This is a genomic window from Bacteroides sp. AM54-2NS, from assembly GCF_003602935.1.
Lineage (GTDB): Bacteria > Bacteroidota > Bacteroidia > Bacteroidales > Bacteroidaceae > Bacteroides > Bacteroides xylanisolvens.
Window position 1 is genome coordinate 105,201 of sequence record NZ_QTMZ01000015.1, and the last position, 26,381, is coordinate 131,581.

27 protein-coding genes and 7 pseudogenes are annotated in these 26,381 nt (G+C 48.7%); 18 read left to right on the forward strand and 16 right to left on the reverse strand.

Annotated features, from left to right (window positions below; translation table 11 throughout):
• The first annotated feature begins 314 nt into the window (after positions 1 to 314).
• The 3 genes from DXA05_RS11580 to DXA05_RS26505 all read left to right on the forward strand — a co-directional run bounded on the left by DXA05_RS11580 (position 315) and on the right by DXA05_RS26505 (position 1,704).
• A complete protein-coding gene (locus DXA05_RS11580) occupies positions 315 to 839 on the forward strand; it encodes a hypothetical protein (RefSeq protein WP_007569350.1) in 525 nt (174 codons plus the stop codon).
• 29 nt (positions 840 to 868) lie between these two features.
• Positions 869 to 1,279 carry a hypothetical protein gene (locus DXA05_RS11585; protein ID WP_007569349.1) on the forward strand — a complete coding sequence of 137 codons (411 nt, stop codon included), beginning with the start codon at positions 869 to 871 and terminating at the stop codon, positions 1,277 to 1,279.
• 137 nt (positions 1,280 to 1,416) lie between these two features.
• The gene (locus DXA05_RS26505; RefSeq protein ID WP_165861509.1) at positions 1,417 to 1,704 is read left to right on the forward strand and encodes a hypothetical protein; all 288 of its coding nucleotides are present in this window, start codon (positions 1,417 to 1,419) and stop codon (positions 1,702 to 1,704) included.
• A gap of 64 nt (positions 1,705 to 1,768) precedes the next feature.
• Here DXA05_RS26505 and DXA05_RS11590 read toward each other — a convergent pair whose 3' ends face one another.
• Entirely contained in the window at positions 1,769 to 2,077 is a 309-nt protein-coding gene (locus DXA05_RS11590; RefSeq protein WP_172681971.1) for a hypothetical protein, read from the reverse strand.
• Between the two features lie 17 nt (positions 2,078 to 2,094).
• On the opposite strand from DXA05_RS11590, the gene DXA05_RS11595 reads away from it, so the two are divergent.
• The 8 genes and pseudogenes from DXA05_RS11595 (at position 2,095) to DXA05_RS11630 (ending at position 8,365) form a co-directional block, all read left to right on the forward strand.
• Positions 2,095 to 2,541: a hypothetical protein gene (locus DXA05_RS11595; RefSeq protein WP_007569346.1), complete on the forward strand. Its 447-nt coding sequence runs from the start codon at positions 2,095 to 2,097 to the stop codon at positions 2,539 to 2,541.
• Between the two features lie 467 nt (positions 2,542 to 3,008).
• Entirely contained in the window at positions 3,009 to 3,422 is a 414-nt protein-coding gene (locus DXA05_RS11600; protein WP_007569341.1) for a single-stranded DNA-binding protein, read from the forward strand.
• Between the two features lie 246 nt (positions 3,423 to 3,668).
• The gene (locus DXA05_RS11605; RefSeq protein ID WP_007569340.1) at positions 3,669 to 4,424 is read left to right on the forward strand and encodes a ParA family protein; all 756 of its coding nucleotides are present in this window, start codon (positions 3,669 to 3,671) and stop codon (positions 4,422 to 4,424) included.
• A 7-nt stretch (positions 4,425 to 4,431) separates the two neighbouring features.
• Positions 4,432 to 4,686: a plasmid partition protein ParG gene (locus tag DXA05_RS11610; RefSeq protein WP_007569339.1), complete on the forward strand. Its 255-nt coding sequence runs from the start codon at positions 4,432 to 4,434 to the stop codon at positions 4,684 to 4,686.
• Between the two features lie 464 nt (positions 4,687 to 5,150).
• A pseudogene (locus DXA05_RS11620) lies at positions 5,151 to 5,400 on the forward strand (hypothetical protein).
• A gap of 53 nt (positions 5,401 to 5,453) precedes the next feature.
• Positions 5,454 to 7,208, forward strand: coding sequence for a ParB/RepB/Spo0J family partition protein (locus DXA05_RS11625; RefSeq protein ID WP_044301913.1), 1,755 nt, complete (start codon positions 5,454 to 5,456; stop codon positions 7,206 to 7,208).
• Between the two features lie 60 nt (positions 7,209 to 7,268).
• Positions 7,269 to 7,436, forward strand: coding sequence for a hypothetical protein (locus DXA05_RS26510; RefSeq protein ID WP_007569330.1), 168 nt, complete (start codon positions 7,269 to 7,271; stop codon positions 7,434 to 7,436).
• A 413-nt stretch (positions 7,437 to 7,849) separates the two neighbouring features.
• A complete protein-coding gene (locus tag DXA05_RS11630; RefSeq protein ID WP_007569328.1) occupies positions 7,850 to 8,365 on the forward strand; it encodes a DUF4313 domain-containing protein in 516 nt (171 codons plus the stop codon).
• 124 nt (positions 8,366 to 8,489) lie between these two features.
• On the opposite strand, the gene DXA05_RS27530 is transcribed toward DXA05_RS11630, so the two are convergent.
• Positions 8,490 to 8,825: a hypothetical protein gene (locus DXA05_RS27530; RefSeq protein ID WP_007569327.1), complete on the reverse strand. Its 336-nt coding sequence runs from the start codon at positions 8,823 to 8,825 to the stop codon at positions 8,490 to 8,492.
• Between DXA05_RS27530 and DXA05_RS11645 the strand changes: the two are divergent.
• Positions 8,825 to 9,300 (forward strand): annotated as a pseudogene (locus DXA05_RS11645) (hypothetical protein). The gene DXA05_RS27530 and the pseudogene DXA05_RS11645 sit on opposite strands and share 1 nt — an antisense overlap.
• Positions 9,301 to 9,369: 69 nt before the next feature.
• Here DXA05_RS11645 and DXA05_RS11650 read toward each other — a convergent pair.
• The gene (locus DXA05_RS11650; protein WP_044301912.1) at positions 9,370 to 10,650 is read right to left on the reverse strand and encodes a type II toxin-antitoxin system HipA family toxin; all 1,281 of its coding nucleotides are present in this window, start codon (positions 10,648 to 10,650) and stop codon (positions 9,370 to 9,372) included.
• The gene (locus tag DXA05_RS11655) at positions 10,647 to 10,961 is read right to left on the reverse strand and encodes a helix-turn-helix transcriptional regulator (RefSeq protein ID WP_007569322.1); all 315 of its coding nucleotides are present in this window, start codon (positions 10,959 to 10,961) and stop codon (positions 10,647 to 10,649) included. The genes DXA05_RS11650 and DXA05_RS11655 overlap by 4 nt, the downstream gene beginning before the upstream one ends.
• 368 nt (positions 10,962 to 11,329) lie before the next feature.
• Here DXA05_RS11655 and DXA05_RS11665 point away from each other — a divergent pair, with 368 nt between their 5' ends.
• The 4 genes from DXA05_RS11665 to DXA05_RS11680 are packed head-to-tail and all read left to right on the forward strand — an operon-like array spanning position 11,330 to position 12,504.
• A complete protein-coding gene (locus DXA05_RS11665) occupies positions 11,330 to 11,527 on the forward strand; it encodes a hypothetical protein (RefSeq protein ID WP_007569317.1) in 198 nt (65 codons plus the stop codon).
• Positions 11,509 to 11,811: a hypothetical protein gene (locus DXA05_RS11670; RefSeq protein WP_007569314.1), complete on the forward strand. Its 303-nt coding sequence runs from the start codon at positions 11,509 to 11,511 to the stop codon at positions 11,809 to 11,811. Before DXA05_RS11665 ends, DXA05_RS11670 begins: the two co-directional genes overlap by 19 nt.
• 10 nt (positions 11,812 to 11,821) lie before the next feature.
• On the forward strand, positions 11,822 to 12,094 hold the full coding sequence (locus DXA05_RS11675) for a hypothetical protein (RefSeq protein ID WP_007569311.1): 273 nt from the start codon (positions 11,822 to 11,824) through the stop codon (positions 12,092 to 12,094).
• 32 nt (positions 12,095 to 12,126) lie between these two features.
• Complete coding sequence (locus tag DXA05_RS11680; protein WP_007569310.1) at positions 12,127 to 12,504, forward strand: hypothetical protein; 378 nt, start codon at positions 12,127 to 12,129, stop codon at positions 12,502 to 12,504.
• A gap of 202 nt (positions 12,505 to 12,706) precedes the next feature.
• On the opposite strand, the gene tatC is transcribed toward DXA05_RS11680, so the two are convergent.
• The 4 genes and pseudogenes from tatC to DXA05_RS11705 form a co-directional block, all read right to left on the reverse strand.
• Positions 12,707 to 13,510 (reverse strand): twin-arginine translocase subunit TatC, encoded by an 804-nt coding sequence (tatC, locus tag DXA05_RS11685; RefSeq protein WP_044301911.1) that lies wholly within the window; start codon positions 13,508 to 13,510, stop codon positions 12,707 to 12,709.
• Between the two features lies 1 nt (position 13,511).
• Positions 13,512 to 13,709 carry a twin-arginine translocase TatA/TatE family subunit gene (gene tatA / locus DXA05_RS11690; RefSeq protein WP_007569305.1) on the reverse strand — a complete coding sequence of 66 codons (198 nt, stop codon included), beginning with the start codon at positions 13,707 to 13,709 and terminating at the stop codon, positions 13,512 to 13,514.
• A 110-nt stretch (positions 13,710 to 13,819) separates the two neighbouring features.
• Positions 13,820 to 14,847, reverse strand: a pseudogene (locus DXA05_RS11700) (alpha/beta fold hydrolase).
• Between the two features lie 9 nt (positions 14,848 to 14,856).
• Positions 14,857 to 16,043 (reverse strand): annotated as a pseudogene (locus tag DXA05_RS11705) (aldo/keto reductase).
• Positions 16,044 to 16,308: 265 nt separating this feature from the next.
• Here DXA05_RS11705 and DXA05_RS11710 point away from each other — a divergent pair.
• On the forward strand, positions 16,309 to 17,208 hold the full coding sequence (locus DXA05_RS11710) for a helix-turn-helix domain-containing protein (protein ID WP_007569301.1): 900 nt from the start codon (positions 16,309 to 16,311) through the stop codon (positions 17,206 to 17,208).
• Between the two features lie 2 nt (positions 17,209 to 17,210).
• Here DXA05_RS11710 and DXA05_RS11715 read toward each other — a convergent pair whose 3' ends face one another.
• A complete protein-coding gene (locus tag DXA05_RS11715) occupies positions 17,211 to 18,104 on the reverse strand; it encodes a DMT family transporter (protein WP_007569300.1) in 894 nt (297 codons plus the stop codon).
• Between the two features lie 405 nt (positions 18,105 to 18,509).
• Positions 18,510 to 18,803 (reverse strand): annotated as a pseudogene (locus tag DXA05_RS11725) (type IV secretory system conjugative DNA transfer family protein); the annotation flags it as partial.
• A gap of 106 nt (positions 18,804 to 18,909) precedes the next feature.
• Between DXA05_RS11725 and speD the strand changes: the two are divergent.
• Positions 18,910 to 20,421 (forward strand): annotated as a pseudogene (speD, locus tag DXA05_RS11730) (adenosylmethionine decarboxylase); the annotation flags it as partial.
• Between the two features lie 14 nt (positions 20,422 to 20,435).
• Here the strand turns inward: speD and DXA05_RS27535 are convergent.
• From DXA05_RS27535 to DXA05_RS11760, 6 genes and pseudogenes are all read right to left on the reverse strand, one after another.
• Positions 20,436 to 21,341, reverse strand: coding sequence for a helix-turn-helix domain-containing protein (locus tag DXA05_RS27535; protein WP_284515535.1), 906 nt, complete (start codon positions 21,339 to 21,341; stop codon positions 20,436 to 20,438).
• A complete protein-coding gene (locus tag DXA05_RS11740) occupies positions 21,296 to 21,907 on the reverse strand; it encodes a GNAT family N-acetyltransferase (protein WP_225719309.1) in 612 nt (203 codons plus the stop codon). The genes DXA05_RS27535 and DXA05_RS11740 overlap by 46 nt, the downstream gene beginning before the upstream one ends.
• Positions 21,805 to 22,716 (reverse strand): nucleotidyl transferase AbiEii/AbiGii toxin family protein, encoded by a 912-nt coding sequence (locus tag DXA05_RS11745; RefSeq protein ID WP_007569286.1) that lies wholly within the window; start codon positions 22,714 to 22,716, stop codon positions 21,805 to 21,807. Before DXA05_RS11745 ends, DXA05_RS11740 begins: the two co-directional genes overlap by 103 nt.
• Positions 22,709 to 23,472, reverse strand: a pseudogene (locus DXA05_RS11750) (type IV toxin-antitoxin system AbiEi family antitoxin domain-containing protein). Before DXA05_RS11750 ends, DXA05_RS11745 begins: the two are co-directional and overlap by 8 nt.
• Before the next feature lie 228 nt (positions 23,473 to 23,700).
• Positions 23,701 to 25,887, reverse strand: a complete 2,187-nt coding sequence (locus tag DXA05_RS11755) for a type IV secretory system conjugative DNA transfer family protein (protein WP_007569281.1) — start codon at positions 25,885 to 25,887, stop codon at positions 23,701 to 23,703.
• Positions 25,888 to 25,894: 7 nt separating this feature from the next.
• Entirely contained in the window at positions 25,895 to 26,377 is a 483-nt protein-coding gene (locus DXA05_RS11760; RefSeq protein ID WP_007569279.1) for a hypothetical protein, read from the reverse strand.
• Positions 26,378 to 26,381: the final 4 nt, after the last annotated feature.

Genomic DNA, 26,381 nt, shown 5'->3' on the forward strand with positions numbered 1-26,381 from the left:
CCACACACCTTGTCTTTTATAGGCAGGCTTTCGCTTCCCCCCCCTTTGTAGATTGAGATGCTATCACGAACCGACGACCGTAAAGCCCGACACTTTTTTCCGCAAAGTTGATTGCATCTCAAAACTTTGCCTCAAGGCCCATCTTCGATTTTCCTGATGAAAAATCTTCCTTCTCATTCCATTCCAAGAGTATTTTTCATGGAATCCTTGCTGCAAACCCCGTGATGCAAAGACGAGGCAGAAAAAAGAATCGAACTTTCCGGTAATCGCTCGAACCGGAGGGAAATAAAAAAAACTTAAAAACAAATTGAAACATGAAAAAAAATTCGCTTTTTGACAACTGGTTCGTTTACAACTATCAGAGATTGCGTAACATATTCGGACGTTACCTGCACGAGGACGCCTTTCACGACGCCTATTTGGCGATGAAACGGGAAGTCGTGATTTCGGAAATACCTGTCGAGAGCTTCGAGCCTTATTTTTTCGGCGTGTACAAAAAGTGCAGACTGAAATGTATTCACAAGGATAGTTGTTACTGTTTCCCCGACAACGAACATTTCTTTTTGCTCATGCAGGAAGAAGAAACACCGTCCGTCGAGGTGCTGGCAGCTTCCGACAAGCTGGTGTATGACATACTGCTGTTTGTGAAGAAGAAATATCCCCAAACGGACTACGAGCTTTTCAGACTGAAAGAGTACGAGGCGAAATGTTCATACAGACACCTTTCCGCCTATGCAGGCATTTCCGCAAGTGCGATACACCGGAGAATAAGCGATATAACCGACACTATCCGCAATCACGAAGGATTTTCCAAAAGGTACGCCCACGTAAGCATGTAATTTGTATAACCCGTAAATAATTCAAGAAAATGAAATTTGTAATTTACAACGTCGAGAATTGCCGGACAAGAGAAAACCGTGTAGGTAAAAGAAGCATAAGGTTCAACAGCGTTACCGGCAACATGTATCTATCCACCAAATTGGCAAAAGAAATGAATATCACAATGAACGACCGACTGGAGTTTGGCTGTGATGAAAACAACCCGAAAGAGTGGTTTCTGCACAAAACCACTGACAAGCGAGGTTTTCCGCTGCAGTTCAACAGGGGAGGAACACGTTTGAGGAATAAGTACATCTGTAAGACCATTTTGGATATAGCGAAGGTCAAGGAGAGCGCAACATTCTTGGTATCGAAAGACCCGGTAAAGACCGAGCTGGGGCCATTTTACAGAATAATACTTTCTTGCCCCATTCTCCCGAAGAACAAGCCCAAACTATAAGCCGATAACCTCTGTGGTCTGTCCGATGGGCGAAAGCCTCCGGACGGATTGCGGGGCAACCGATACCTTTTATAGTACGATTACTCCTTTTTTACCTTCAGGCTGTTTCCCTATTATACGCCGGCTTTCCCAACCCCGTGAACCAGTGGAAAGTCTGTGCCGTAACAAGTCGTCAGGGAAAGGTACGGGAGGCCGTTCAAAACCGGCGGCAGCCGGATCGTGCCGTTCCATGCCGGAGCTTCGACCTGTCGAAACAACACGGTATTCCACAGCCCGACCGGTCTTTATGCCGCTGGTTTCGGACTTTCCGCCTCTGTTCCGTATCTTTCCCTTGTGACCTGCCACGTCAAGGGCAAACGGTGATACTTCTTATTCGCTCCGCGCTTTCATTCCGCCCGGTCGAAATTCAGGCGTGGAGCGGATAAGGAGAATCCCTTTCATGTTTGCCCCGGCAGACCCTTGCCGGACCCGCCCAAGCCGGACCCTTTTCTACTTCGCTTCCCCTGCATTTATACAGGCAAAGCCGTACTCCCTTTTTACCATCATATTTACCGGTCTGTTCCGGTCTCCTCTCTGCCGGTGTCGTCCGGTTTGCCAGATGCAAAGGTCGGCTGCCATGCTTGATCCGGCGGCTTGAAGTGCATTCCCCGCAAATTCTTCCTTTCCATGAAAGCGTAATTGGCCGGGAAACCCGCCGTATGAAGCCCTGTCGGCAGCCGTGTTCCGCATCTGTAAAATCCCGGAACGGTTCAGACAGAGAGAAGAATCGAAAAAAGGGTAAAAAAGCAGATGTTTCACGGCATAAAAGACAAGTGATGGACAAGAAAAATTGTAAAACAGGCAAACGCATGAAAAGGCAGGTTGAAAAAATCCTGATGGTTATCAATGTCAAATGGGAAATCATAGATATTCTTCAAATAACCAATCGGCGTTTTATGTACAATCCGCAAACGGGAACTTTAATTTTAGGAGACGAAATCTACGGTAAAACCATTTGCAGTTCCCATTCACAAGAGTTCCATGCGTCAAGAGCAGAAGGCTGTTTCGATGATTATTTGCGCGGGTGGATTGGCACATCGAAAAGCTACCCTCACGGGATTATCCATTTTGCCCCCGCCGTCATCATGGAACAGTTCGACAGAGGGTTTGACGCATTACAAATGTTCGCCGGACTTGAAGGCGTAAACGGAGATACTATCGTCAGAGGGTTTTGTACTTTGCCAGAACAAAGGATGGGCGATTTGCTGCATTCCTCCCTTTGAGATACCGGTTCTGACAAAATAAGCTATGATAAGGTATCGTGCCTATGACAACATCGTCGGTGAAGGGCACGATACCCGTTTGTAAATTACCGCAACTCCGTTGGCGGTTTCCTTTATACCTCTCTCTTTCCTTCTGCTCTTATACTTGGGCGAAGCCCTCTTCCCTTTATATCAATTATATGTATAACCTCTACGGTCTCCTCTCTGCCGTCACCGTCCGATTTTTCAGATGCAAAGGTAGGCTGCCGCGCTTGATCCGGCGGCTTGAAGTGTATTTCTTGCAAATTCTTCCTTCTACGAAGAGTAATTGGCAAGAAAAGCCGTCGTATGAAGCTGTACCGGCAGCCGGGTACCGCATCTATAAAATCCCGGAACGGTTCAGGCAGAGAAAGGAACCGAAAAGAGGGAAAAAATAAACAGTTAGGTAACGGCAGGACCAACCACCTTGCCACAAACAATTTTCTATTATGTTACATGTTCACACTATCGGACGCATCGGCAAAGATTGCCAAGTAATTTCAGGAGCACACGGCTCATTCATGGCTATGGACATAGCCGTTGACGATTATTCAAAGGGGCAAAACATCACCACTTGGATAAGGGTACGCAGCAACAAGGACAACCATATCCGCTTGTCCGAATATCTGACGAAAGGGAGACTCATACTTGTTGACGGCACGCTGTCATCTTCCCTGTGGAAAGACAAGAACGGCGAGAGCCAGATACAGCTCTCCATCACGGCAGAGAGTATTGCCTTTATCAATACCGGAAGGCGGGAAGGCGCGGCAGCCGGAGAGGACAATGCAGTAAGCGGAGCAGACGGCGCACCCGTTCCTCCTGCAGATTTCCCGCAGGACGAAAAGGAGGATTTGCCTTTCTGATAAGAGAGTAAACCTTTGAAAATAAGCGAATACTAAATGTAGTATATCCTATATGTAGTAGATTAGTAAGCCACTCGTCTGCGAATGTAGGATATACTACTCTTAGTCAAACTTTATTTTAGTATAGTAGTAAATACTAAAATACTACACTGCTAAAACAATAGTTTTTAGTGAATTAGTATATACTAATTTTAGTATTTACGAAAAATAGTATTAACTTTGCAAGTGGAATAAAAGAGTGAAACGATGACAAAAATAATTGCGGTCTTGAACCATAAGGGAGGGGTCGGAAAGACGACCACCACCATCAATCTGGCTGCGGCCCTGCAGCAAAAGAAAAAGCGCGTGCTGGCTATCGACATGGACGGTCAGGCGAACCTTACGGAATCCTTCGGCCTCTCCATTGAGGAAGAACAGACGGTGTACGGGGCGATGAAAGGCAAATACCCCTTGCCATTAGTTGAAACGGCAGGAGGTGTAACCGTCGTACCGTCCTGCCTCGACCTCTCGGCTGCCGAGGCAGAACTCATCAACGAGCCGGGACGGGAACTGATATTGAACGGCCTGATTGGCAAGTTGCTCGAAAACCGGAAATTCGATTATATCCTTATCGACTGTCCGCCCTCGTTGGGGTTGCTGACGCTGAACGCCCTTACCGCCGCAGACTACCTGATTATCCCGGTACAGGCACAATTCCTCGCCATGCGCGGCATGGCCAAGATCATGAATGTGATTGCCACCGTCCAGGAACGCCTGAATCCGAAACTCGCTATTGGTGGCATTGTAATTACCCAGTTCGACAAACGCAAGACACTGAACAAAAGTGTGGCCGAACTCGTCAAGGATTCATTCTGCGAAAAGGTGTTCAAGACCGTTATACGGGATAACGTATCTTTGGCCGAAGCTCCCATAAAGGGCAAGAACATCTTCGAGTATAGCAGGAACAGCAACGGAGCCAAGGACTACATGGCACTGGCGCAAGAGGTACTGAAATTAAAATAATCCCGATATGAGCAAGAGCGATTTACTGAAAGACAGCATGAAAGGCGGACTGGACGGGTTGCTGTCACCTACGAAAAAGACTACCGGCGGAAAACAGCCGGTAGCAGCCCCCACGGAAAAAGAAACGGCGGTTCATTGCAACTTCGTCATCAACAAAAGCATTCATACCCGTATGAAATTCCTCGCCATCAAGAAGAACATGTCGCTGAAAGACATCGTGAACGAGGCAATGAAAGAGTATCTGGAGAAGAACGAACAATAAACACAGGCATGGCTACCGCGTCTGCCCACCCCGGAGACGGCAGCCATGCGTCCTTTTTTATCCGCCCGCTGTTTCCATAGGGCGCATTCCTCCTTTATAGTCTTACCATCTTTCTCTTTTTTACCTGCCCGCAAGTACAGGCACATGGCCCGTTTTATCCCTATTCTAACCCTGACGGGCATATCCCTTTTCTACCGATTCCCTTACCGCTTTCCCGGCTTCATTCTCTGCCGTCACCGTTGTGTTTTATCAGATGCAAAGGTCCGCTGTCGCGCTTGATACGGCGGCTTGAAGTGTATTTCCTGCAAATTCTTCCTTCTGCGAAAGAGTAATTGGCAGGAAAAGCCGTCGTATGAAGCTGTACCGACAGCCGTGTACCGCATCCGTAAAACCTCAAAGCGGTTCAGGCAGAGAAAGGAACCGAAAGGAGGGAAAGAAAAAAACAACGTAAAATTGACAGCGATATGGATAAAATCAAATTGGTAGTTTACAACGAGTACGCACTGGGTTATATCATGCCCGAACAACCCGGCAAAGTTTGTACGTTGGTGGATAGGATAACGCTCGGCGCACCGTTTCGGACAATGAATGAACTATTTCATCGGGAAAAGAGATACCGTCAGACTGGCGGGCAGAAAGGACTTTGACACGTTTCGGATAGTGTTCGACGGGTACGACAATCCGGAAATATACGAGTATGACACCGCACAATAAAGACAATAGTAATCAAACAATCTAATGTAATAACAAATTAAAATTTATGAATTATGGAAACAGCGAACATTCAATCAGTAGTAGAGAACAACATCGTATCAGTTGCATTGATGAATATTCAACCGAGCAACTATAACCCACGCAAGCACTTTGACGAGGCGAGCCTTGCCGAACTGGCCGAGAGTATTCGTCAGCAGGGAGTATTGCAACCTATCGGCGTGCGCCCCATTGTGGACACCGACCGCTTCGAGATTATTTTCGGAGAGCGCAGGTATCGTGCCGCCCTTATGGCAGAACTGACCGAAATTCCGGCTGTCATCTTGCATGTTTCGGACGAGACCGCCGCCGAAATGGCCGTGACGGAGAACCTGCAACGCAAGGACGTTACCCCCATAGAGGAAGCCAACGCCTACCAAAAGCTCATGGAAAGCGGTCGCTACGATGTGCAGTCATTGGCCGTGCAGTTCGGCAAAAACGAGAACTATATCCGTACCCGTCTGAAATTCGTATCATTGATACCCGAAATCGCCGAACTTCTGGAAAAGGACGAAATCACAATCAGTGTAGCGAGTGAGATTTGCCGATACGGTACGGACATTCAGAAAGAGGTGTACTATAAACACTTGAAAGACAGCGACAGCATGTTGTACGACTGTTGGCGAGGACTGAAAGCCGCCGATGTGGCAAAGTTTATCGAACGGGATTTCACGACAGACCTTAGCCGTTACGCATTCGACAAGACCCTATGCGCCTCATGCCCCCACAATACCAACAACATGATGTTGTTCTGCGAGGGTGGTTGCGGAAATTGCGCCAATCGGAGTTGTCTGGCCGAAATGAACGCTTCCTATCTCGTGGAGAAAGCCTTGCAGTTTGTGGAACAATACCCCTCCGTATCATTGGGCTACCAAGATTTCAACAATAACATGCTTGCGGTGGAACGCCTTACCGCTATGGGGTACGAGGTCGAGCACCTCAATACCTATGCCACGGCATACCCCGAAACGCCGGTAGCACCCGAAAAGGAAGAATACGACACTACCGAGGAATACGAGGCGGCATACAAGGAGTACGAGCAGGATTTCAGCAACTATATGGAAAAATGCAAGTCAATTCATGAACGAATCGATACGGGCGAACTCACGTTTTATATCTGCATCGGGCAGAAAGAAATTACGCTGTGTTACATGGCAAGTGCTGCCGCCAATGCGGACATGGCTACCGAAAAACAACTTTCCCCGGTGGAAAAATTGGAACAGCAGGACAAACGTAACAAGGAAATAGCCGTCGAGAAAACCGTTGCAGACGCTAAGAAACAGATTTTGGACGTTGATACGTCTGAAAGCAAATTCACGCAGGACGAGGAAAAGATGATATATTTCTTCCTGCTGTCGTCTCTCCGCAGGGAACACTTCGGGGTATTCGGTATCGGGGAGAAAAAAGCCTACCAACACCTTGAGGACGAAGAAAAAATGAACATCATCGCCAACCTCACGGCCAAGCAGAAAGCCGTTATCCGCAGGGATTTCTTGATAGACAACTTCAAAGGCGCATACGGCAATAACGCTGCTGCGACCCTCTTGCTCGATTTTGCCCGTAAGCACATGCCCGACACGCTCGCCGAAATTGAAAGTGGATATAATGAGGTGTATGAGAAACGCCATAAACGTATCGAGGAACGCAAAGCCGCCTTGTTGGCAAAGGAACGGCAGACAAAGCCCGAAGAAGCCGCCGAGGCAGAAAATACACAACCCACGGCAGAGGTACAACCCGAAGAACATACGCAACCCGAAGAGGTCGCAGCTTGACCATAATTCAATAGTAGGACGGAGAAATCCGTCCTACTGTCTAACCAATCAAAAGAGGTAATGATGAAATGTAAGGACTGCAAACATTACAACGGTGCGACAATGCCCGGAGCGGGATTGTGCAATGCCACGCAGGCACGTACTTTTGCCACGACGGTCTGTTTCAATGGACTGTTCACCCCGAAAAAACGGCAAGACGAACCGGATAGCAAGACCGGGAAGAAATAGCGCAACGCTACAGAGAGAGAGCCGCAGGAGCGGCTGTCTTTTTTAGCACTGCCGTTGGCAGATCTCCCTTTTTATCCCTTCGTTTTCCTTTTGTACGGAAATCCCTTCGCCAACGGCTCTGCCCGTCGGGACATGCTTTTTCCGGTGCAAAGGTATTGCCTTGGAGGAACATTCAAGTACCGCTACGCTATTTGAACACAATTTTTCAGCAGCTTTCCCGATTTTCAATCGTCCATATTTCGCGGACGCTCAATACCGCAACTATAAAATTCTGCCCAAATTCCTTGCCTGTTTCTCCCTGAAAGGCAATCTTTAATGCACGTAAAAATCAAATCCCGACAGGAGAAGCCTGAAGGCTTCCGAAAGGAGGGAAAAAATAAACAGATTGTTCAACTGATTAATGTTAAGATTTTATGGAAATTCAATTTGCTATCGTGCGTTCCGAAAACAGAGAGTATTTGTGCTACAAAGCAGGTGAAGCGTATGTAGATGCCAGCAACCCTATGATTGCTTTTACCGCAGGTGAAGATGAATTTGAAATCGTAGAGCCGGACAGCTCTTTCAGACAGAAAGAATACGAGTTCAGAGGCGAACGGTATTACCTCGTACCACGGTTTTATCGCAATGGCTGGTTGGCTCTTATCTTGGTAATGGTGGAAGATGAAGACGAATATATCGTACTTTCCGTCAATTTGGAGGAAATGGATGCGCTCGGTTTGCCGGACCGTACCTTTATCGACGTGAACAATTACCCGGATGCGTTGGACTTTTTGGTAGAAAACAGATTGGCGACCGATTCCGGCTACAAACGCAGGAGCGGCTTCGTGGAATACCCTATGGCTATGTTGAACCTGCCGCTTCTTTATCAGCATAACCCGCAAATTTTCCAAAAAGCGAACATCGAGCCATTCGGAGAAGAATGCTTTTGAAAAGGATTGTTCCCAAAAATGAAAGTGTCGGGTTCCGAAGATTGAATGTACAAGATGGCGTACTGATAACACAGTCAGTGCGCTATCTCCTTTGTCTTTATCGCCCGCCTTCGTCCTTTTATAGTCAGCCTCCCGGATACCCCGCCACCGCCCGTTTCCTCTTATAATTGCATTCTTTCCCTTTTGTAGCGGCACGAGCCGCCTGTTTCTCCCGTCCGGCTTTCCCGTCCCTCACCGCACGGGTTTTATCCGATGCGAAAGTCGGTCGTCGCGCTTGATTCTCCGGCTTGAAGTGCACTTCTTGCAAATTCTTCCTTCCCAAGCGAAGCGTAATTGGCAAGAAGAGCCGTCGTATGAAGCTGTGCCGACGACCGTGTACTGCATCAGTAAAACCCCGAAGCGGTTCCAAAGGAAAAGGATCGAAAAAAGGGAAATAAATAATCAATAATTCACAAGACAATGGGAAAATACGATTTTATCAAGACAGGGAATCTGCTTTATTGGCATGACCCGGACAACGGTTTGTCCGATGGGGCTTACCGAGTGATTTCTGCACCGGAAAACATGGAAGACGACAGCATTATTCTGATTTCGTCCGGTACTTCGGAAGCGGAGGTTTTGCCTTCGGAATTATCGCCGATAAACACGGGCAGAAGTCATAAAGAGGATTTTTTGCGCTGGAAAGCGGAACGTGAAGCCGAAGGCATGGAGTTTTATAATCGCCTTTCCGAAGTCATGGAAACGGAGGACGATTTGGCCGTAGGCGACATGGTAGCATTTACAAACGATTATGGAGTAGTATTCGGCCCTCAAGAGGTATTAGCTTTCAGGAAGCCTTGGAATGGTGACAGATGCGTATATCTTGACAGCGACGCTATTGGTTTCCCGACCGTCCCGACCAGTTGACCCTCCTAAGCAAGAAAGGGGCGGAATGACAACGACAAACCCACCCGCCACAAAAACGGGTGGGTTCATTTCCCCTGCATGAAATCCCATGCTCTATTTTAATCGGCTCGCACGCACTCCACTCGTGCAGCGATTTCCTTTTCTATCGTTCCTATCCATTCCTCTCCGACACCGGCCTCCCGGCCGTATTCCGGGTAACGCGAAACGATGCCTATGGTCTTTTCTATGAACGGCTCTGCGGCCTTTATACCGTACCGGCGGGCTACTTCCAGCAGGTCTGCCGCAGTAATACCCTCTGTCCGGTTGTTGATAGTCATGCTGTGGCGGTTGACGTAATACGGTGCGTCCGGATCGACCGAGAACGTGTAGTCGTAGGCCGGAGCAACGTGCCAACGCCCGTCATCGCCCATCAGGAAGCTGAAATTCTTGTTATGGTCATCGACGTTCCCGCCCAGCACGTTCAGCACCATCAAGCGAAACAGTTGCCGGAGTTCCCCCGGCGGCACGCCGATACGGCAGGCCGCCTCGAATAGTGCTTCGTAAGAATCTGCCGAGGGGTTCATGGCAGCCAATGTCTGGATATGCACCTTCTTGCCGTTCCGGCGGTCGAAACGCTCGGTCAGGAAGTGCGCTGTCTGCTCACCTTCCAACAGGCGGCTCGGCATCATCTGAAGCCCGGCGTCTACGGCCATCAGGTAATAACTGTATTCTATCCGTGTCGTCGGCATCTTCTGGTGTTCGTCGAACTTGACGATCATCGGCGTGTAGCCCGGATAAGGGGTCGCCACCTGTCCGGAGTAACATTGTCCTTCCCCGAAATTGACGTTGACCACCGCTTTGGGCCGTCGTCCTCCTGCGGACGTTCCTACCTTGAACAGGCTTTCGACCATCAGGTTGCCCGATACCGGGACGTTGAACCGTCCGGCTTCCTCGAAAGCCTGCCGGGCCAGTTGGTAGAGGTCAGCGATCTCCACCTTGAACGGTGTCTCCAGTTCCTCGGCAGTGGGCGGGACGAACTCCAATGCCCCCATGCCGCGCCGTCCGATATAGGCGAGACGGTCGAGGGCGGACAAGTCCCTCATACGGATATGATGCACTTTGGCCCATTCGTTGAACACGGTGTTTCCCCAATGGTCGGGCAGCGAATCGGCTATGAACGAGGGCAGGCCGCCGAAAAGCCGCTCTTCATCGGGATAGACCGGCAGGCCGCGCTGTGCGGCAACCCCTTTTACCGGCGCACGGAGCGGGGCGATGTCGTAGCCGTCGCGGACATAATCGCTGTCGAAGTAGAAACAGGCTTTGCTGCGGTGTCCTTCCCGATTGGCGACAAGCGTGCCGACCTTTTTATCCCATAGGATTACATCGAGACTTTCTATCATTTCTTGCCCCTCCTAACTCGTTTAGGTATCAGTTTCTCGATTTCCCGAAGCGCCATCGGCGGCATGGGAAGTTCCGGCAGAATCTCCGCGAGCCGCTCTGCCTGACCGAGCGCACGCAGCAGGGAGATGAAATTGGCCAAGGTCAGGTTACGGCTGACCCCCTGCTCGAAATGGCTGATAGTCGTCTGGCTTACACCCGACTGTTCGGCCAGCTCCTTCTGGCTCATGCGGGCGGCCAGACGGTACTCCTTGACCCGCTTCGCCAAAAGCGTCAGCATATCGCTGTTTGTGGTATAGTTCGTTGTTTCCATAATGTCAATATATCACTATTTATATGCAAATATAACAACAATTATCCATATATAGATATATAAATTCTCTTTTTTAGCTTCCAGCCGTCCTTTTCTACCGCTTTCAGGTCTCCGTATTCTCTCCCGTCTGGCTTTCCCGTCCGTCACCGCACCGGTTTTTATCGGTGCAAATATGGGCTGTCGCGCCTGATTCCGTCGTTTTGAAGTGCATTTCTTGCAAATTCTTCCTTCTGCGAAGCGTATTGGCAAGAAAAAACGTCGGAAAGGGCTTTTTCGCCAGCCCCGGAAAGCACCATAAAACCCGAAGCGGCTCCGGCAACAAGGAAGCCGAACAGAGGGAAAGAAAAACAATTATTAAAATTTAACAAATGAAGACATTAGAAGAATTATTGCAAGAACTGGGCTGCGAAGGTAGCGCATTCGACAGTACCGGAGAATTTACAAAAGCGGGAGAAAAGGCGTATGAACGCTTGGAGCACTTGCTGTATGACATAGAAAGTCTTACAGGCAAAAAGGTGACACCCATAATTGAGGAACTTGACAGAATATGCAACGAGAACTATTAAAATTCAAGAATATGGACATTAAAGAAAGCAAAGAATACCGCCTCGCCAAAGACTGGGAAATGGCGGTAAACAGTTTCAGTTTCAACCCCGAACGGTTCGCGGCGGCAATCCCGGACATGCACCCGACGCTTCAGCAAAGCCTGTACCGCCTGATTAAGGCGTGTATCAAGGTCATGGCGGACGAAACACGCCGTTACGATGACCGGAACCGGGCATCGCACGAGGAAGCGAAGCATATCATGGAATACCTCAATGAACACGGAAAAAATGTACCATTAATATAAAAACGACGATATGAAAACAACTAAGATTCAATTCAACGGCAGGTCTTATTACTCCCGCATCGTGGAATCTGTCGATGGCGAAGAATTGCTTATCGGTTCGACAATCCTGCTCGATGCCTTGCAGCCCGGCAGTTTCAATGACGAGAACGAAGGTTTTGCCAGTAAAGAAGCCGAAAGGATTTATGACGAGATTTTCTTCTTTACCGACGAGAGAACGCTTCAGCTTCCCGAAAACGAGTTGATAGCCGAACTCAAAAAGGATAACCCCGATTGGTTCGAGTAAATCATGGAATAATAATTTATAAACTTAGAATTATGGAAAAAGAATATGTAATGCAGGTCGCACAGACCATTAAGGAACAGTTAGTAGCGTTAACCCCCATGACCGTCCTCATGTCGTGGGGTATCAAAGAGTTTGCCGCCACCCTATACAGGGATTTGCCGGCACTCCGCATTAAGGTGAACGGACGGCTGCACGCAGGGTACGTCATCGTCGCACTCAACGGATCGGATTATTACGAGGTCTATCTTGTGAAAGGAATGGAGGTGGAATGTGTGAACGAAGAGGTTTGTTTCGACGAGTTGGGAGACGTTATCGACCGGGCTATCGAGAGCGGCACGGACAAAGCCGAGTACGATAAATTCTGCGAACAGGAGCGACAGAATTTATATGTAACTGTTGTCACTGTCTGATTCCTCTTTTTAGGGGATGAAAGCCGTGCCTTTCGGAAAACGAGCAGGGTACGGCTTTTCTATGTATAATGCAGAAACGAATAAAAACCTGCCGTTTATAAAACGGATTACCTACGTGTTACAGTACCTTACCTCTTATTGTAAAAAGGTTTGTTTTATCTTTTGGCCGGCAGATTGTTTTTCACTTCAAGATGTCGTTTCTTTATCTGTCTACTGCCTTTTTACTTGCAGCTCTATTTACGACCAGAATGCTCGCTTCATATAAAACCCACATCGGCAATGTGACCAATGACAACGTGAACACGTCCGAAGTCGGCGTGATGACAGCCGCAACGATAAGGATAATCACTATAGCGTGCTTCCGGTAACGTCGCATGAAATCGGCGGTGAGAAACCCCAATTTGGCAAACAGCCATGATAAAATCGGAATCTCGAACACGATACCCATTGTCAGGCACATCAGCACGAGGGTCGAAATGTAGGATTGCAAGACGATCATGTTCTCCACTTCACCGCTGACCTGATAGGTTCCAAGGAAACGGAATGTCAGCGGGAAAATAAGAAAGTAGCTGACCGCCACACCCATCAGGAACATTGCATAGCCGCCTCCGACTATCCGCACGGCATATTTCCGCTCGCAGGCATACAGGGCAGGCGACACGAACCGGAACAACTGGTAAAGGATATAGGGCGACGCGCACAGGACACCCGCGCATAATGCCGTCTTCATGTGGATGACGAACTGCCCGGCCAGTCCCGTGTTGATGAGCTGCACGGCAAAACTCCCGGTCTCGCCGCCGGCCCATGCTGCAATCCGGTTGAAAAGACGGTACGTGATGAAGCCGTCGTTTTTCGGGGCAAGGATAACGGCAAAAAGTTTTTCCTTAAAACAAAAGGCGGCGATACCGAACACGACGGCCACGGCGACGATTTTAACAATCGCCGTCCGCAGCACGTCCAAGTGCTCCCAAAAGTTCAAGCCGTCCGTTTTGTCTTCCTTTGCCATGTCACTCCTCTTTCTTGTCGGTATTTTCGGGACTGATTTCTTTCTCCATGCCGTTCATACCTTCCTTGAATGAACGGACACCTTTGCCGATGCCTTTCATCAGTTCGGGAATTTTGCGTCCTCCGAAGAACAGCAGGACGACTAATGCAATCAGCAGCACTTCCTGCATACCGATGCCTCCGATAAATAATGGTATCATATGAAAATTGTTAAAGGTTGTTCGATTAACTCAATAGTCGTTTTCAGTCATCGTTCCGCCGGCTATTCCCGCCATTTTCAGAAAGTTCCTTCGTCCATGACTCCGCCTTCTCAATCCAGTCCTTTCTCATGTAACCATCTCGACAGGTGATCGGCCACCTCCACGTTGTTCAAATCGGAGAAGGGAAAATGGGTGTTGCCCTTCAAACCTATCTCCGGCAGATGAATGACCGTGACATCGCCGCCGTGTTCGTTGAGCAAGGCAGCCCATTTGCGCATCAGATGCAGGCGTCGTGTCCATTCGTACAGTTCCGGCCGTTCGTCGGTTTCCGGCAGATTGTCGCCATAGTAGATGATGATAGGGATTTTCGTGAACTGCAGAAATTCTTCCATCGGCACTTCCACGCCTTCGGTCTTCTTCGACAGGGTTAGTACTTTCCCTTCCTCCGGCATCTGCCCTTCGGGAAAAGGCACGTTTGTTCCCGGCTCGTAGGCGACGATGGCACGGATGTTCCTTGTCTGCGGCAGTGTAAGCCATCCGACACCTCCGCCCTGCGAATGGGTGACGAAGACAGCCGGACCTATCCTGTCGAACAGTGCGGCATACGCCTTGGCGTAGACATCCAGATCGGGAGGGCCGAGAGTTGGCGTCATCTGACGGAAATACTGGTTCAGAGCCTCCTTGTCGCGGCTGAACTGCACGCCCTCGAAATAATCGGGCCAGATGCCCACGCGGAAACGGTTGAACACGTCTCCTCGTCGAAGACGGGGGTAACGGTCGCGGGTGTCGTGCTCCGCCCCGCGTTTCCCCGGCGGGGCTGGTCGACGAGATAAGTCTGGAAACCGCGGCGCAGGAAAATATTCTGGAACCCCTCGCGGCCGTCCGGCGTAGTTTCCCATGTCTTGGAAAACTGCCCCACGCCGTGGGCGAAGACAAGCGGGTATTTCCGGGCATCGACGGGTTTCTGATAGAACACGTAGGCGTGGTCGCCGTGATAGGTGCGCCCCAGTGAATCGGTGAGCACCGTGCCGCCCACGGCGAAACTGCCCTGTTCCTCGATTTGCATGATATTCCCGTTGCGTGCGTTGCAACCCGACAGCAAGGCGGCGGCCATCATATAAAAGACAACCTTTCTCATACGCCCTTCCTATTTCTGGATTTTCGATTCCTGCAAAGCGTCATAGCGGCTTCCCACGACCGGAATTGCGGCCACGGCCTTTTCCAGCTCGGTCACTTCTTCCGACGTGAACACTATGTCGCAGGCCCGCAGGTTCTCTTCGAGGTGCGAGAGCTTGGTCGTGCCGGGAATAGGAACGATAAAAGGCCTCCTGTTCAGCAGCCATGCCAATGCCACCTGCGCCGTGGTAATGCCTCTCGTCCGTCCGAAAGCGTTCAGTACCTCCACGATACGCGTGTTGGCACGGATGGCTTCGGGCTGGAAACGCGGAAGCGTCTGGCGGTTGTCGTTGGCGGTGTCGAACCGGGTGTACTCGTTTATCATGCCGCCGAGGAAACCACGGTTCAGCGGGCTGTACGGCACGAAACCGATACCCAGTTCCTCGCAAAGCGCCAGCACGCCGTTTTCTTCCACCGCGCGGTGCATGAGTGATACTCGCTCTGTATGGCCGTAACCGGACATACCTTGTGCGCCCGGCGGATGGTTTCAGCATTGACCTCGCACATGCCCCAGTGCAGTATCTTTCCCTCCCGGATAAGCTCGCCGCATGTTTCGGCTACGACCTCGATGGGCGTCGCAGGGTCGACGCGATGCTGGTAGAATATGCCGAGCGTCTCCACGCCGAGATTGCGCAGGGAGTTCTCGCATACGCGCCGGATGTTTGTCGGGGTGCTGTCCTCTTCGGTCTTCACCTGCACGCCGTTCACGAACTTGTGCCCGAATTTGGAAGAGACGAACACGCGGTCGGTATAGCCTTTCAGGGCTTCGCCTACCAGTTTTTCATTCTTGTGGTAGCCATAGCTTTCAGCCGTATCGAATAAGGTTACACCCCGTTCTATCGCTTCGTGAATCAACCGGATGCAGGTCTTTTCATCGGGAGACTGGCTGCGGTGATGGTTCAGCCCCATGCAGCCGAAGCCCATCGCCGAAATGGTAAAGGCTGCCTTGCCGCTGCTCAAGGTACGCTGTGCGCGGACTGCTGCCATTCCTGCTGGAATGGTTGCTGCCGATACTGACGATTTACCTGTAATGGCTTTTTCCGCGGCCGTTACTTTCTCCAATGCCGGCGCGATGCAGATGGCCGCGCCTGCCAATGCGGTTCGTTTCAGGAACCCGCGACGACTGATGCCGTTCTCTTGAATCTGTTCTTTTTTCATGTCGTTATCTGTTTGATTATCTTTCTGATTGCAAAATTAGATAGGGGAATTAAGAGCCTGTGTATCAATTTCACGGATAGAATTACCAATTTCAACGGGCCGGTAAGAACGATGCCGGTATACCAGTAAAATTGGTATCCAAAACGATGATTTCGGTATATGCCGTACCATCGGGAATCCGTATCTTTGCTTTTAATTAAAAGCAGAATGAAAAGCTATCACAGAAAAATAGCTATATTTGCAATGACTTAAAAAAGAGGAAATTATGAGTGAAATAATGAAGGTTGATACAGTCCAGCAGTACAACGACTATTTTGGCGTGGAGACCCTGCACCCGTTGGTCAGCGTTATTGAAGGCAGTAAAGGGAAGCCTCTCCGGTTCGGGAAAAAACTGTATAACATCTATGCTATTCTATTGAAAGATGCGAACTGTGGAAATCTTAAATATGGAAAAAGTATATACGATTATCAGCAGGGGACGATGCTTTTCCTCGCCCCCGGTCAGGTAATGGGATCTGAAGATGACGGGCAGCTGCACCAGCCCGAAGGATGGGTTGTTGCATTTCATCCCGAATTTCTGCGAGGTACACCATTGGCGCATATAATGAAAGATTATTCATATTTTTCTTACAATGCCAACGAAGCCCTGCACCTTTCCAAACAAGAAAGACGGACGGTTATAGAATGTATGGAAAAAATTCGCATTGAGCTGCAGTATCCTATCGACAAGCACAGCCGTTCGCTCATCGTGGATAACATCAAGCTGCTGCTTGATTATTGCATCCGCTTCTACGACCGTCAGTTCATCACCCGCGACAATGCCAATCACGACCTGTTAGCGCGTTTCGAGGACCTTCTGGATGAGTATTTCGCCTCTGATGCCCCTGCAAGGCATGGAGGGATGCCGACTGTGCAATATTGTGCATACAAACTTTGTCTTTCCCCGAATTATTTCAGTGACCTGATGAAAAAAGAAACGGGAATGCCTGCCCTGAAACACATCCAGCAGAAAATGCTCGATGTCGCTAAAGAGCGGGTATTCAATACGGCGAAGTCCATAAGTGAAATATCCTATGAACTTGGATTTCCATATCCGCAACACTTCAGCCGTTGGTTCAAGAAAATGGCCGGGTGTACGCCCAATGAATACAGAACCGCAAATTAGCTTTATTTTTTATTTTGTGAATGACTGACCAGTAAAACACCGGATATGACAAGTATGGCCGAAACCGGTTCATCCCAGCTAAAAATGTCCTGCCCGATTAAAATGGCAACGACAGAAGCTATAATAGGCTGTAGGTTGATGTAAATGCTGGCAGTGGTGGGCTGTATCCCCTTGAGAGCGACGGGATATAGCAGATTGTTGAGAACAGTTGCCAGCAACAATACGAATACAAGCTGGAGTAATGGTTGCCAACAGAACGCGGACTGATAAAGCGGTTGCACGTACAATTCATTTATACTGAACGGCAGCATGGACAATGCTGCAAATAGGAACATCCATTTTTGAAGTGTGACAGGAGAGTATTTTATCGCCACTCTTCGGATGATAATCAGATAAAATCCGAGCATAACTGTATTGACGATGGCGAAAACAATGCCAAGTATATGATTTTCAACGGATGCGGCAATATCCATTTGTGAAATCAAGACCCATGCTCCTGCAATTCCCAACAGAACACCTGTCAACTTCCGCCGGTTGATAGCTTCTTTTAAAAACAATACGGAAAAGAGCATAACTACGATTGGATTTAAGGCGACAATAAGTGCGAAGTGAACTGGTGTCGTATAATTAAGTCCCCACGCAAAGGAAAGATAAGTACAAGCAACACCGGAAATACCGCCCAAAGCAATCACCATCAAGTCTTTGGCATTGACCTTTTCTCTCCTGAAAACAAGCCCGATCGTCCAAAATATCAGCGTGGCGAATAAAACACGAGAGGAGGCAAGCCCAATCGGTGTCATCCACTCTGCCAGGAGCGATTTACCGACAGGTACATTCAAACCACAAATAATTTGTGTCGAAAGCATGGCGATATGTCCGTTCAACCCTTTGTTCACATGGATTTATCTGTTTGATAGAGAGTGCAAAGATACGACTTTATTTTCATAAACTCCCGTCGAAACTGCGGTAAAAGACTGAAAGGATTTTATTGTTGTTTCCGTAAAAATGGTTGTATCAACCGGGCTGTCCTCAAGGAAATATTCGCAGATATACTGTCCGAAAAACAGGTTCGGGAGTTTATCTCCAAAACGGAAGATGCAGGTATTATACAAAAAAAGGGGGACTGGTAAATGTACCCGTTATATAAAAAACACCTGATTTCCCTTCTTTTATGTAGGGCCGCAAGAAGCTGATTTTGAACTATAAGATTTTCACAATAGATAGGAAACGCCGAAACGTCCGCAATAATCACGGAATCATTGCAGGCGTTTTTTAGTTCCCTCATATCGGAATCTGGCTTTCTATTTAGTTTCCCGTTTGTTCAGCACGTCCTTTATCATTTCTTTTACCTCCATTCCCACATTCACGAAATTCCGATAAAGAATGCGTTCCTGTTCCTCCCTCGACTTGAACGTGTGGAACTTCAGTAACGGTACATACGCCGCTTCCCCCTTCTTGATTTCCTTCATGTCGAAATCCGTTTTGCAGAAGAACTTCGAGGTCTTAAACTCCTCCGCTTCCTGTACGTTCATTGAGCCGCCTATACCGGTTTTTGTTTGGATGAAGTCCTGAGCCGTCTGGCCATATATCCAACCTATCTGCCTTTGTATTGAAAAGTACCCATATCAGCAGGATTTTGCTCTCTATTACTTAATGATGTTGTTCTATTTTTGCAGCCTGTAAATCAACGATATGTAATAAATGGATTATATCGACAAAATATTTAAGACAGTATCAATTAAGGATAGCCGACGGATTATTGAACTTTATTTTCAGGAGCTGTATTGTTTTGCGCCACTTTCCAACAAAGCCCTCTCTCAAAAATTACTCTTGCCGGTACCTATCGTGACCGCCATAAAGAACGAAGGTATCAGGCTGGGCATATTGGAACAATGCAGCGGAGGCGTAGGGCTTACTCATAACGGAAAGGAGTATGTGGAACAAGCTCTTGGATTCAAGGGGATTGACCTCTGCCTGTATCGCCGACTGGCGGAAAGCGAACAGGCAAGGGACGCATACGCTGACGCGCTGAGTAAAAAATACCGTGCGGCATTCGACGAACGCCCCGTAGCGGATGTAGCACTGGACCAAGCCCAATGTACCGTACAGACAGCATTCCGCAGGGCTTTGCTCTGCTTGGCAAACGGCACATTGACAGGCAGACAAATCGTATGCATGGGCGATGATGATTTTGTCAGCCTTGCCATCGGGTTTCTGCTGAAAGAACTTTATCCCGGTCCAAGCATCTGCCCGACACACATCCATGTACTTGAGATGGACGGTCGTTATATCGAGTGTCTGGAGCGGCTGGCCGGACGGTTCGCCCTGCCGATAAGTTGTGAACGGGTGGATTTGAGGATGCCTCTGCCTCCGCATTTGTGCGGGCGTTTCGACTGCCTGTTCACCGATCCGCCTTATACGCAAGAGGGAGCTTCCTTGTTCCTGTCACGTGCCATTAGCGTACTGAAAGAAGAGTCCGGATTGAGAATCTTTTTCTCGTTCGGGAACAAGTCGGCAACGGAGGTTTACTTTCTGCAAAAATGTTTCCAACTGCACGGACTGGCCATCAAAGAGATGTTCACCCGGTTCAATGAATACATGGGCGCATCTCTTTTGGGCAACAAAGGACAGCTCTTTGTCCTGGAAACGACAGAACGTACACGCGCCTTGTTTCCTCTCGAAAAACGAGGGCGCGATGACATCTACACCGCAGACCGCAATCTCCGGCAAAACCGTTACCGCTGCCGGCAATGCGGCAAAGTCTATGCCGTGGGGAAAGAGGCGGAATATCAGACCATCAGGGAGTTGAAAAAACAAGGCTGCAATGTATGCGGAGCTACGGTTTTCGACAGACTGCACAAAAACGGGAATACGGATAAAAAGCAATACCTTCCCTTAGGGCATCACATCCTTGCAGACTTCTACAACTGCGACCCGGAAAAACTGGACGATGTGGAACAGATTCGCACATTCATGCACGAAGCGGCAGTAAGTGCCGGAGCGACCATAGTACAGGAAAACTTTCACAAATACGCCCCAGTGGGTGTGAGCGGTGTGGTGGTCATCCAAGAATCCCACTTGACCATACACACGTGGCCGGAGTGTGGTTATGCCGCTGTCGATTTGTTCACATGCGGCACCAATGTCCGTCCGTGGACTGCTTTCGACTATTTGCAGGAGCGGCTCGGATGTGCGAAAGTGGAATACAGCGATTTGATGCGGGGAGCCTATGAGCGGCCAAGCCTGTTGCGGTATTCGGAAACGGAACAGCCTGCCGTGCGGCGGAAAAAGCGGCAAAGGTACGACGCGTCTTCGAAATGGAACAGACGGGCCAGGTCTTTGACGGACTGTTCTGTGTTGTCCAAATAGCGTTTGAGTTCCGTTACGACAAACAGGTCAATGATTTCCTTCGGAGTCCGCTGTTCTATTTTGCAGGTTATCTTATAAAGGTAATCGGTCGTGATGCAAAGCCTGTCCGCATAATATCGTACATCTCTTTTTACATGGAAATTCTTAGCCAGCAGTGACATGAACTTGCCGAACAGCACCCTTGACTGATCCTTTTGATAACACTTGCCCAAGTCGGGAAACATCGGCTTGAACACAATATCTAAAGCCAGAAAAACATTGTAAATGCAATTTTGCAGGATGTTTTTCCGGCTTTCTTCATCACCGTTCTCCATCGCCCATATCATCTGCTTGAACACTCCGTCTGCCAATGAGTATTGTGCTTCCGAAAGTCGGCAGACCGGATATTCATACAGTCCGTCCCAAAATGCGGGGGAAGTCATTTTGTAGAAAATCTCCCCTGTCAGTTCCAATGACAAGGATATATATTCTGCCGTGAATGAAGGAGAAACACACAGCGGTGCAAATAAGGTGTCCGAAAACAACACAAGCAAATCACCTTTGCGGAATGTCCGTTTTCGTGTATTGGTGGTTACGACAGCCCGGCCTTCAACGCATAACAGCATGGTACACCCGTTTGCCACGAAAGGCAGTTTACCTGACAAGTCACGCAGGCTTGTTCTTCCGTGTTTGTATTGTTCGCCATGCGAGAGAGCAAAACTTTGTATGCCGGACGTTATCATAACAATTTCCTTTCCATCGTTACATGGGTTGGCTCGAAGCAATGCTTTTTATACAAAGAGCGCATCGGTACGTTCCCGGCATGAACCTTGCCGACAATATAAGCCGCCTTGCACTCTCTCGCATATTCTATGCTTTTTTCAAACAGGTCGTCTACAATTTGCATTCCTCGAATGCACTCATCCGCATAAATGGACTTGAAGTTGGCATAAACCTCTCCGGTCAGGCTGTTCTGCTTTTTCTCCATCCATACCCAGCCCACAATTTTACCGGATTCCGTGTCTTCTATCACGATCATTCCGCGTCGGTCTTTTGCTTTGGCTAATTTCTTGCAGTGGAACTCGAGGTCAGTAATAGCCTTTTCTCCGAATGAGATTTCAGAAATTTCAATTTCAAATTTTGCCACCGCTTCAAAGTCTTCCTCTTTTATTTCTCGCATATTGTACATGATTCCAAATATTGTTTTTCCGTTAACACCAATCTGTCCGGCATGATGCCCATAAAAACTTATCCCTTCTTCGGAAATAAGAAGGTCTGTAGCTTTTCCAATCCCGCCTTGTGCTTTTGAGGATTGCTCTTTTTCAGCTTGGCAATGTTCTGTAATTTCCATTTTACGGACGGATAGCGGCTTAAATCTCCGGCACAGCATTTTTCCCAATCGGGTTCGCCGTTTTCAAATGACAGAAGAAATTCCCGGTCTGTTTCGGTCAGGCTGTCGTTTACCTGCTGAATGAGGTTATGCCTTGCCTCTTCATAATCCGAATAAGTGAATGGAGTATCGGACATTCCCTCAAACTGCTTTTCCAGTGCTTCCGTCTGGTCGATGGCGTTCGGCTGCAAAGATTCGATGACAGGCTTGTCGCTCCCCAACAGGCAAAGCATGAAGCCGTTCTTGACATCATGAAACGACGCCATTTCCATATACTTGCAATCGAACAGGTCCCGTGGGTGTTGGCGGCTTAATGCCGCTGCAATTTTGCCCCCGTAAAGCTGCGAATAAGAAACTGTACGTGCTTTACAGGTCATATTGAACTCCGTTTCAGCCCGTTCGCACAGTTTCCTGTCCTCTGTCTCTCCGATGATACCCCGCTTTGTCCCGTTCACTTCGATTTTGACGGTCGCACCGTCCAAAGTACATTGTAATTTCCAGACATCATGCTTGTGGATCACTTTTATGCCCGGTATGGATTTTTCTATGTAGCTTTTCAAAGTTCGCAGATGGTTGTTGATTGCGTCCAGACTCTCGGCCCTTTCCTTTACGGGAATATAGGTGAGGTCTATATCGACTGAATAGCGAGGCATGTTTTTATGAAACAGGTTGATAGCCGTACCTCCATGCACAGCAAAATCTTTGATGCGGTACACGGACGGCATAATGCGTATCAACAATGCCACCTGTTTTTTATAGATGTCATTCATATTCGTTCAGTTCTTTAGGTACGGTTATTTTGTATTTGGAGATATAAATCCCGTTTTTTGACAGTTGCAATTTGGAGGTTCCCAGTCCTATTTTGGATGTATCAAGTGCCTCGAACCAATAGTGTCCCGCTTTTTCTGCCATATAAAGGAACATACGCTTTACTTTAAGGTTCTTGGTCGTTTCGAGCAGTTGCTGTAGCATTTCGGGACGCAGCGTTGTCAGTTGTTCCATCATATAGAACAAGTCCATATAGGAATATTGTTGCGGTGCAAGCAACAGACATTCCAAGAATGCCTGTTCAGGTGTAGAAACCAGCAGATCCACTTCGTATTTCACAATCGTTGCGGTCTGCGGTTCTGAAAAGGTATCGGTGGAAAACGGTTTTATCACCCTGTCGAAAACATCGTGGCGTATCCATTCCGGAACACGCTGTTTGCCGTGTGCCACCATCAGCAACGGTTTCCCCATAGGCACATAGTGTTGAAGCCGAACAGTTCCAATGCAGAATGAGCTGCGACACGGAACGTCTTGCCCAATTGCCTGTTGTAGCAGGACAATGCGGCGTATGCCGACAGGCTGTCTCCCGTTCGGTACATGACTCCCTTTGACAGCATCTCAAGCCAGCCGGATTCCCGGTATCTTTTTATCAACTGGTCGGAATAACCGTTCCTTTTCAGCCATTCGGAGAATAACAATCCTTTGGGAGTGGCGGAAAGCAGCAGTTGGTTTATTTTGCTTTTTTGTTCTATATCCACAGTATATGATTTGTTTTCTTTTTCAACTGCAAAGGTAGCATTATTTTCCGTTCCAAAGGTCTTGAAAGTTGATTTTGTTTCGGTATAATATACTTTTTGTGTAGTATTGAATACCAAAACCAACTCCACAGGATTTTCCAAGATACCGGAAACGCCAAAACGCCTGCAATAATCGCGGAATCATTGCAGGCATTTTTTTTACTTTCCCTCATATCGGAAACAGGTTTCTTATTTCGCCCCTCGTTTGTTCTGCACGTCCTTTATCATTTCTTTCACCTCCATTCCCACATTCACAAAATTCCGGTAAAGAATGCGTTCCCGTTCCTCTCTCGACTTGAACGTGTAGAACTTCGGCAGCGGTACATACGCCGCTTCCTCCTTCTTGATTTCCTTCATGTCGAAATCCGTCTTGCAGAAGAACTTCGAGGTCTTGAACTCCTCCGCTTCCTGCACGTTCATCGAGCCGCCTATGCCGGTTTTTGTTTGGATGAAGTCCCGTGCCGTCTGGCCGCAGATCCAGCCCGTCGGCATATCCGAGATTTTCGAGGCGGGTACGAGGCTGTCCATATTTTCGTTCAGATTGATGGAAGTCTTGTCCCGGTCTATCGTGACACCCTTCTTGATTTGCACCACCTTGCCGAAGATGTCGCTCGACAACCATTCCAGCGTTTCCTTGGCACGGGCCGAACCGCTCACCACGTTACCCACCGTCGTGATGATTTTCTGCATACCCACTTTCCCGTAATCCGCTTCGAGCTGCGGCAGTTCTTGGAAGCCGAGCGTCACGCTCACCTTGTTGCTTCGTGCCGTGCCGATCAGGCGGTCTATCTTGTGGAAGTACAGCGTCGGCAGCTCGTCCACGATAATGCTCACGGGGACATTTTTGCCCTGTCCCGTATTCACACGGGTAACGAGGCGGTTCAGGATAAGGGCGTTCAACGCTCCGATAATGCTTTCCATTTCCGGATCGTTCGCTATCAGCAGGTAGCTCGGATTCTTCGGGTCGCTCACTTTCAGGTCGAAGTCATCACCGTCACGGTGGAATATCCAGTAACTCTCTTTGGTCGCCAGACGAGAGGTATAGACGCGCAATGTACCGATCATACCTTCCAACTGTTCCATCGCGCGATTTTTCAAAGCGGTCTGGAACGGACCGAGCAGCGGGGCAACCTCGTTGTCGGTCTCCAGTACCTCGAAGATGGTCTGGTAACTCTCGTTCAGGAACGACAGGATATGCGGCATATCCGAATACTTGCCTAACCAGTAGGCAGGTTCAACGATTTCCCCGCCCTCTTTGGCGCGTACCACACCCGTCGGTTTCCAGAATTTCGTCTCCGGGTCCTGCCGTTTTTCAGCGTACAATTTGTTTCCTTTGGCATCGTAAGGCTCGCGTTCATAGTTCACGAAAAAGTAGATGCAGGCGGCGAGGAAGTTCACAGCCGAAGTCTGGAAAAACTGGTCGCTGCCGCCGCCTCCCTCTTTCTTGCCTTTTTGCAGGGATTCCAGCAGCGTTTCCGCCGTTTCGCTCGCCGCAGCGAGGTTGTTGATGTATTTTGCCTGAATTGGATTTACCCGGCGGCTGTACTCCACGTCCACGAAGTTAATCATATTGAATTGGCAGCCTTGGGGCAACTTTCCGAGCTTCTGGTTTTTCTTGTAGTGGTAGTACAGTTTCGTGGCCAGCGTCGGGAACTTGTAGTCATAGACCACCATCGCGAACCCCTTGGCCGAGTGCTGTCGGATAAACGGCTCGATGATACTGAATGTCTTGCCCGACCCCGGTGTTCCGACTACCCATGTTCCACGAAAACAGTTGGTTATATTGGTCCAGCCTTTACGGAACTTGCCCTTGTAGTAATATCGCATGGGGATATTCACGCTGTACGGAGTCTCTATCAGTTCCTCGCATTGCTCGAAACTTTCATTCTCGAAATTGAAACGATCCTTCATCAGTCCCTCTTTGAGGAACTTGGAGATGTTATCCAGTGCGACATGCACGAGGATAACCCCCGTGAGCGATACCGCCATATAGAGAATAATGTTCAGCGGCAGCGTGTAGAACCGCGTCTCCATCGGATGACCGAACAGCCATACGGACAGCACTAACAGGGCAAAGCCGCTCACGAGCGGGTACAAGACCTGCCGCCGGGCGTTGAATTCCAAATGTTTCTTGGCTCTGGTGCCGATACAGGTAATGCAGATCAGCAGCACCGTGGCGACCTTGCTGTACACGAGGTTGCCGTCGTTATAGATGGCCCACCGTTTGATACGTCCGTGAATGTCGCAGAGTATGCCGCCCCAGTGGTCCAGCATGGCCGGGTCGATGGCATACTCGAAAAACTCCATCAGTACGGAGACATACACCACCGCACGGAATATCCGGTAAAATCCCTGTAATTCCTTGCTCTCTTCCATTGCTATGTCAATTCTTTTTAATACCCCAGAGGACGTGGATGTGAGGCCATTGCATACGGTTATCAGCGGAAAGCTGGCAGACATGGGAAACTGCATATAGAGGTTTAAGCCCGTCATATATTGCAGAAGCCCGTACTTCCGCTGTAAACTTCTCAAGGAAAATCCGGACGGCATTGTCAGAGCCATAAGTCATGAAATCAATGAAATCTTCAATCAATTCTTCATTGACATAGCAGAGCTGACCTTGGAAAATATCATGGTAACGGCTGATACGGCCGTTCCATTCTGCCCGGATTTCTTCCCTGCGATTCTTTACGGAGGGAAACCTCTTGTAGCAGTCTATTCCATCGTCGAGGAATATGAAATTACCGGAAACGTCCTCTTGTTTAGGACATTTGCATCTTAACAGATACCCGAAGAATCCTTTGTCCGGATGTACTATATCCACATACTGTGGTGCTTGAAAATCTTTAATTCCGTTCATAATCATAAAT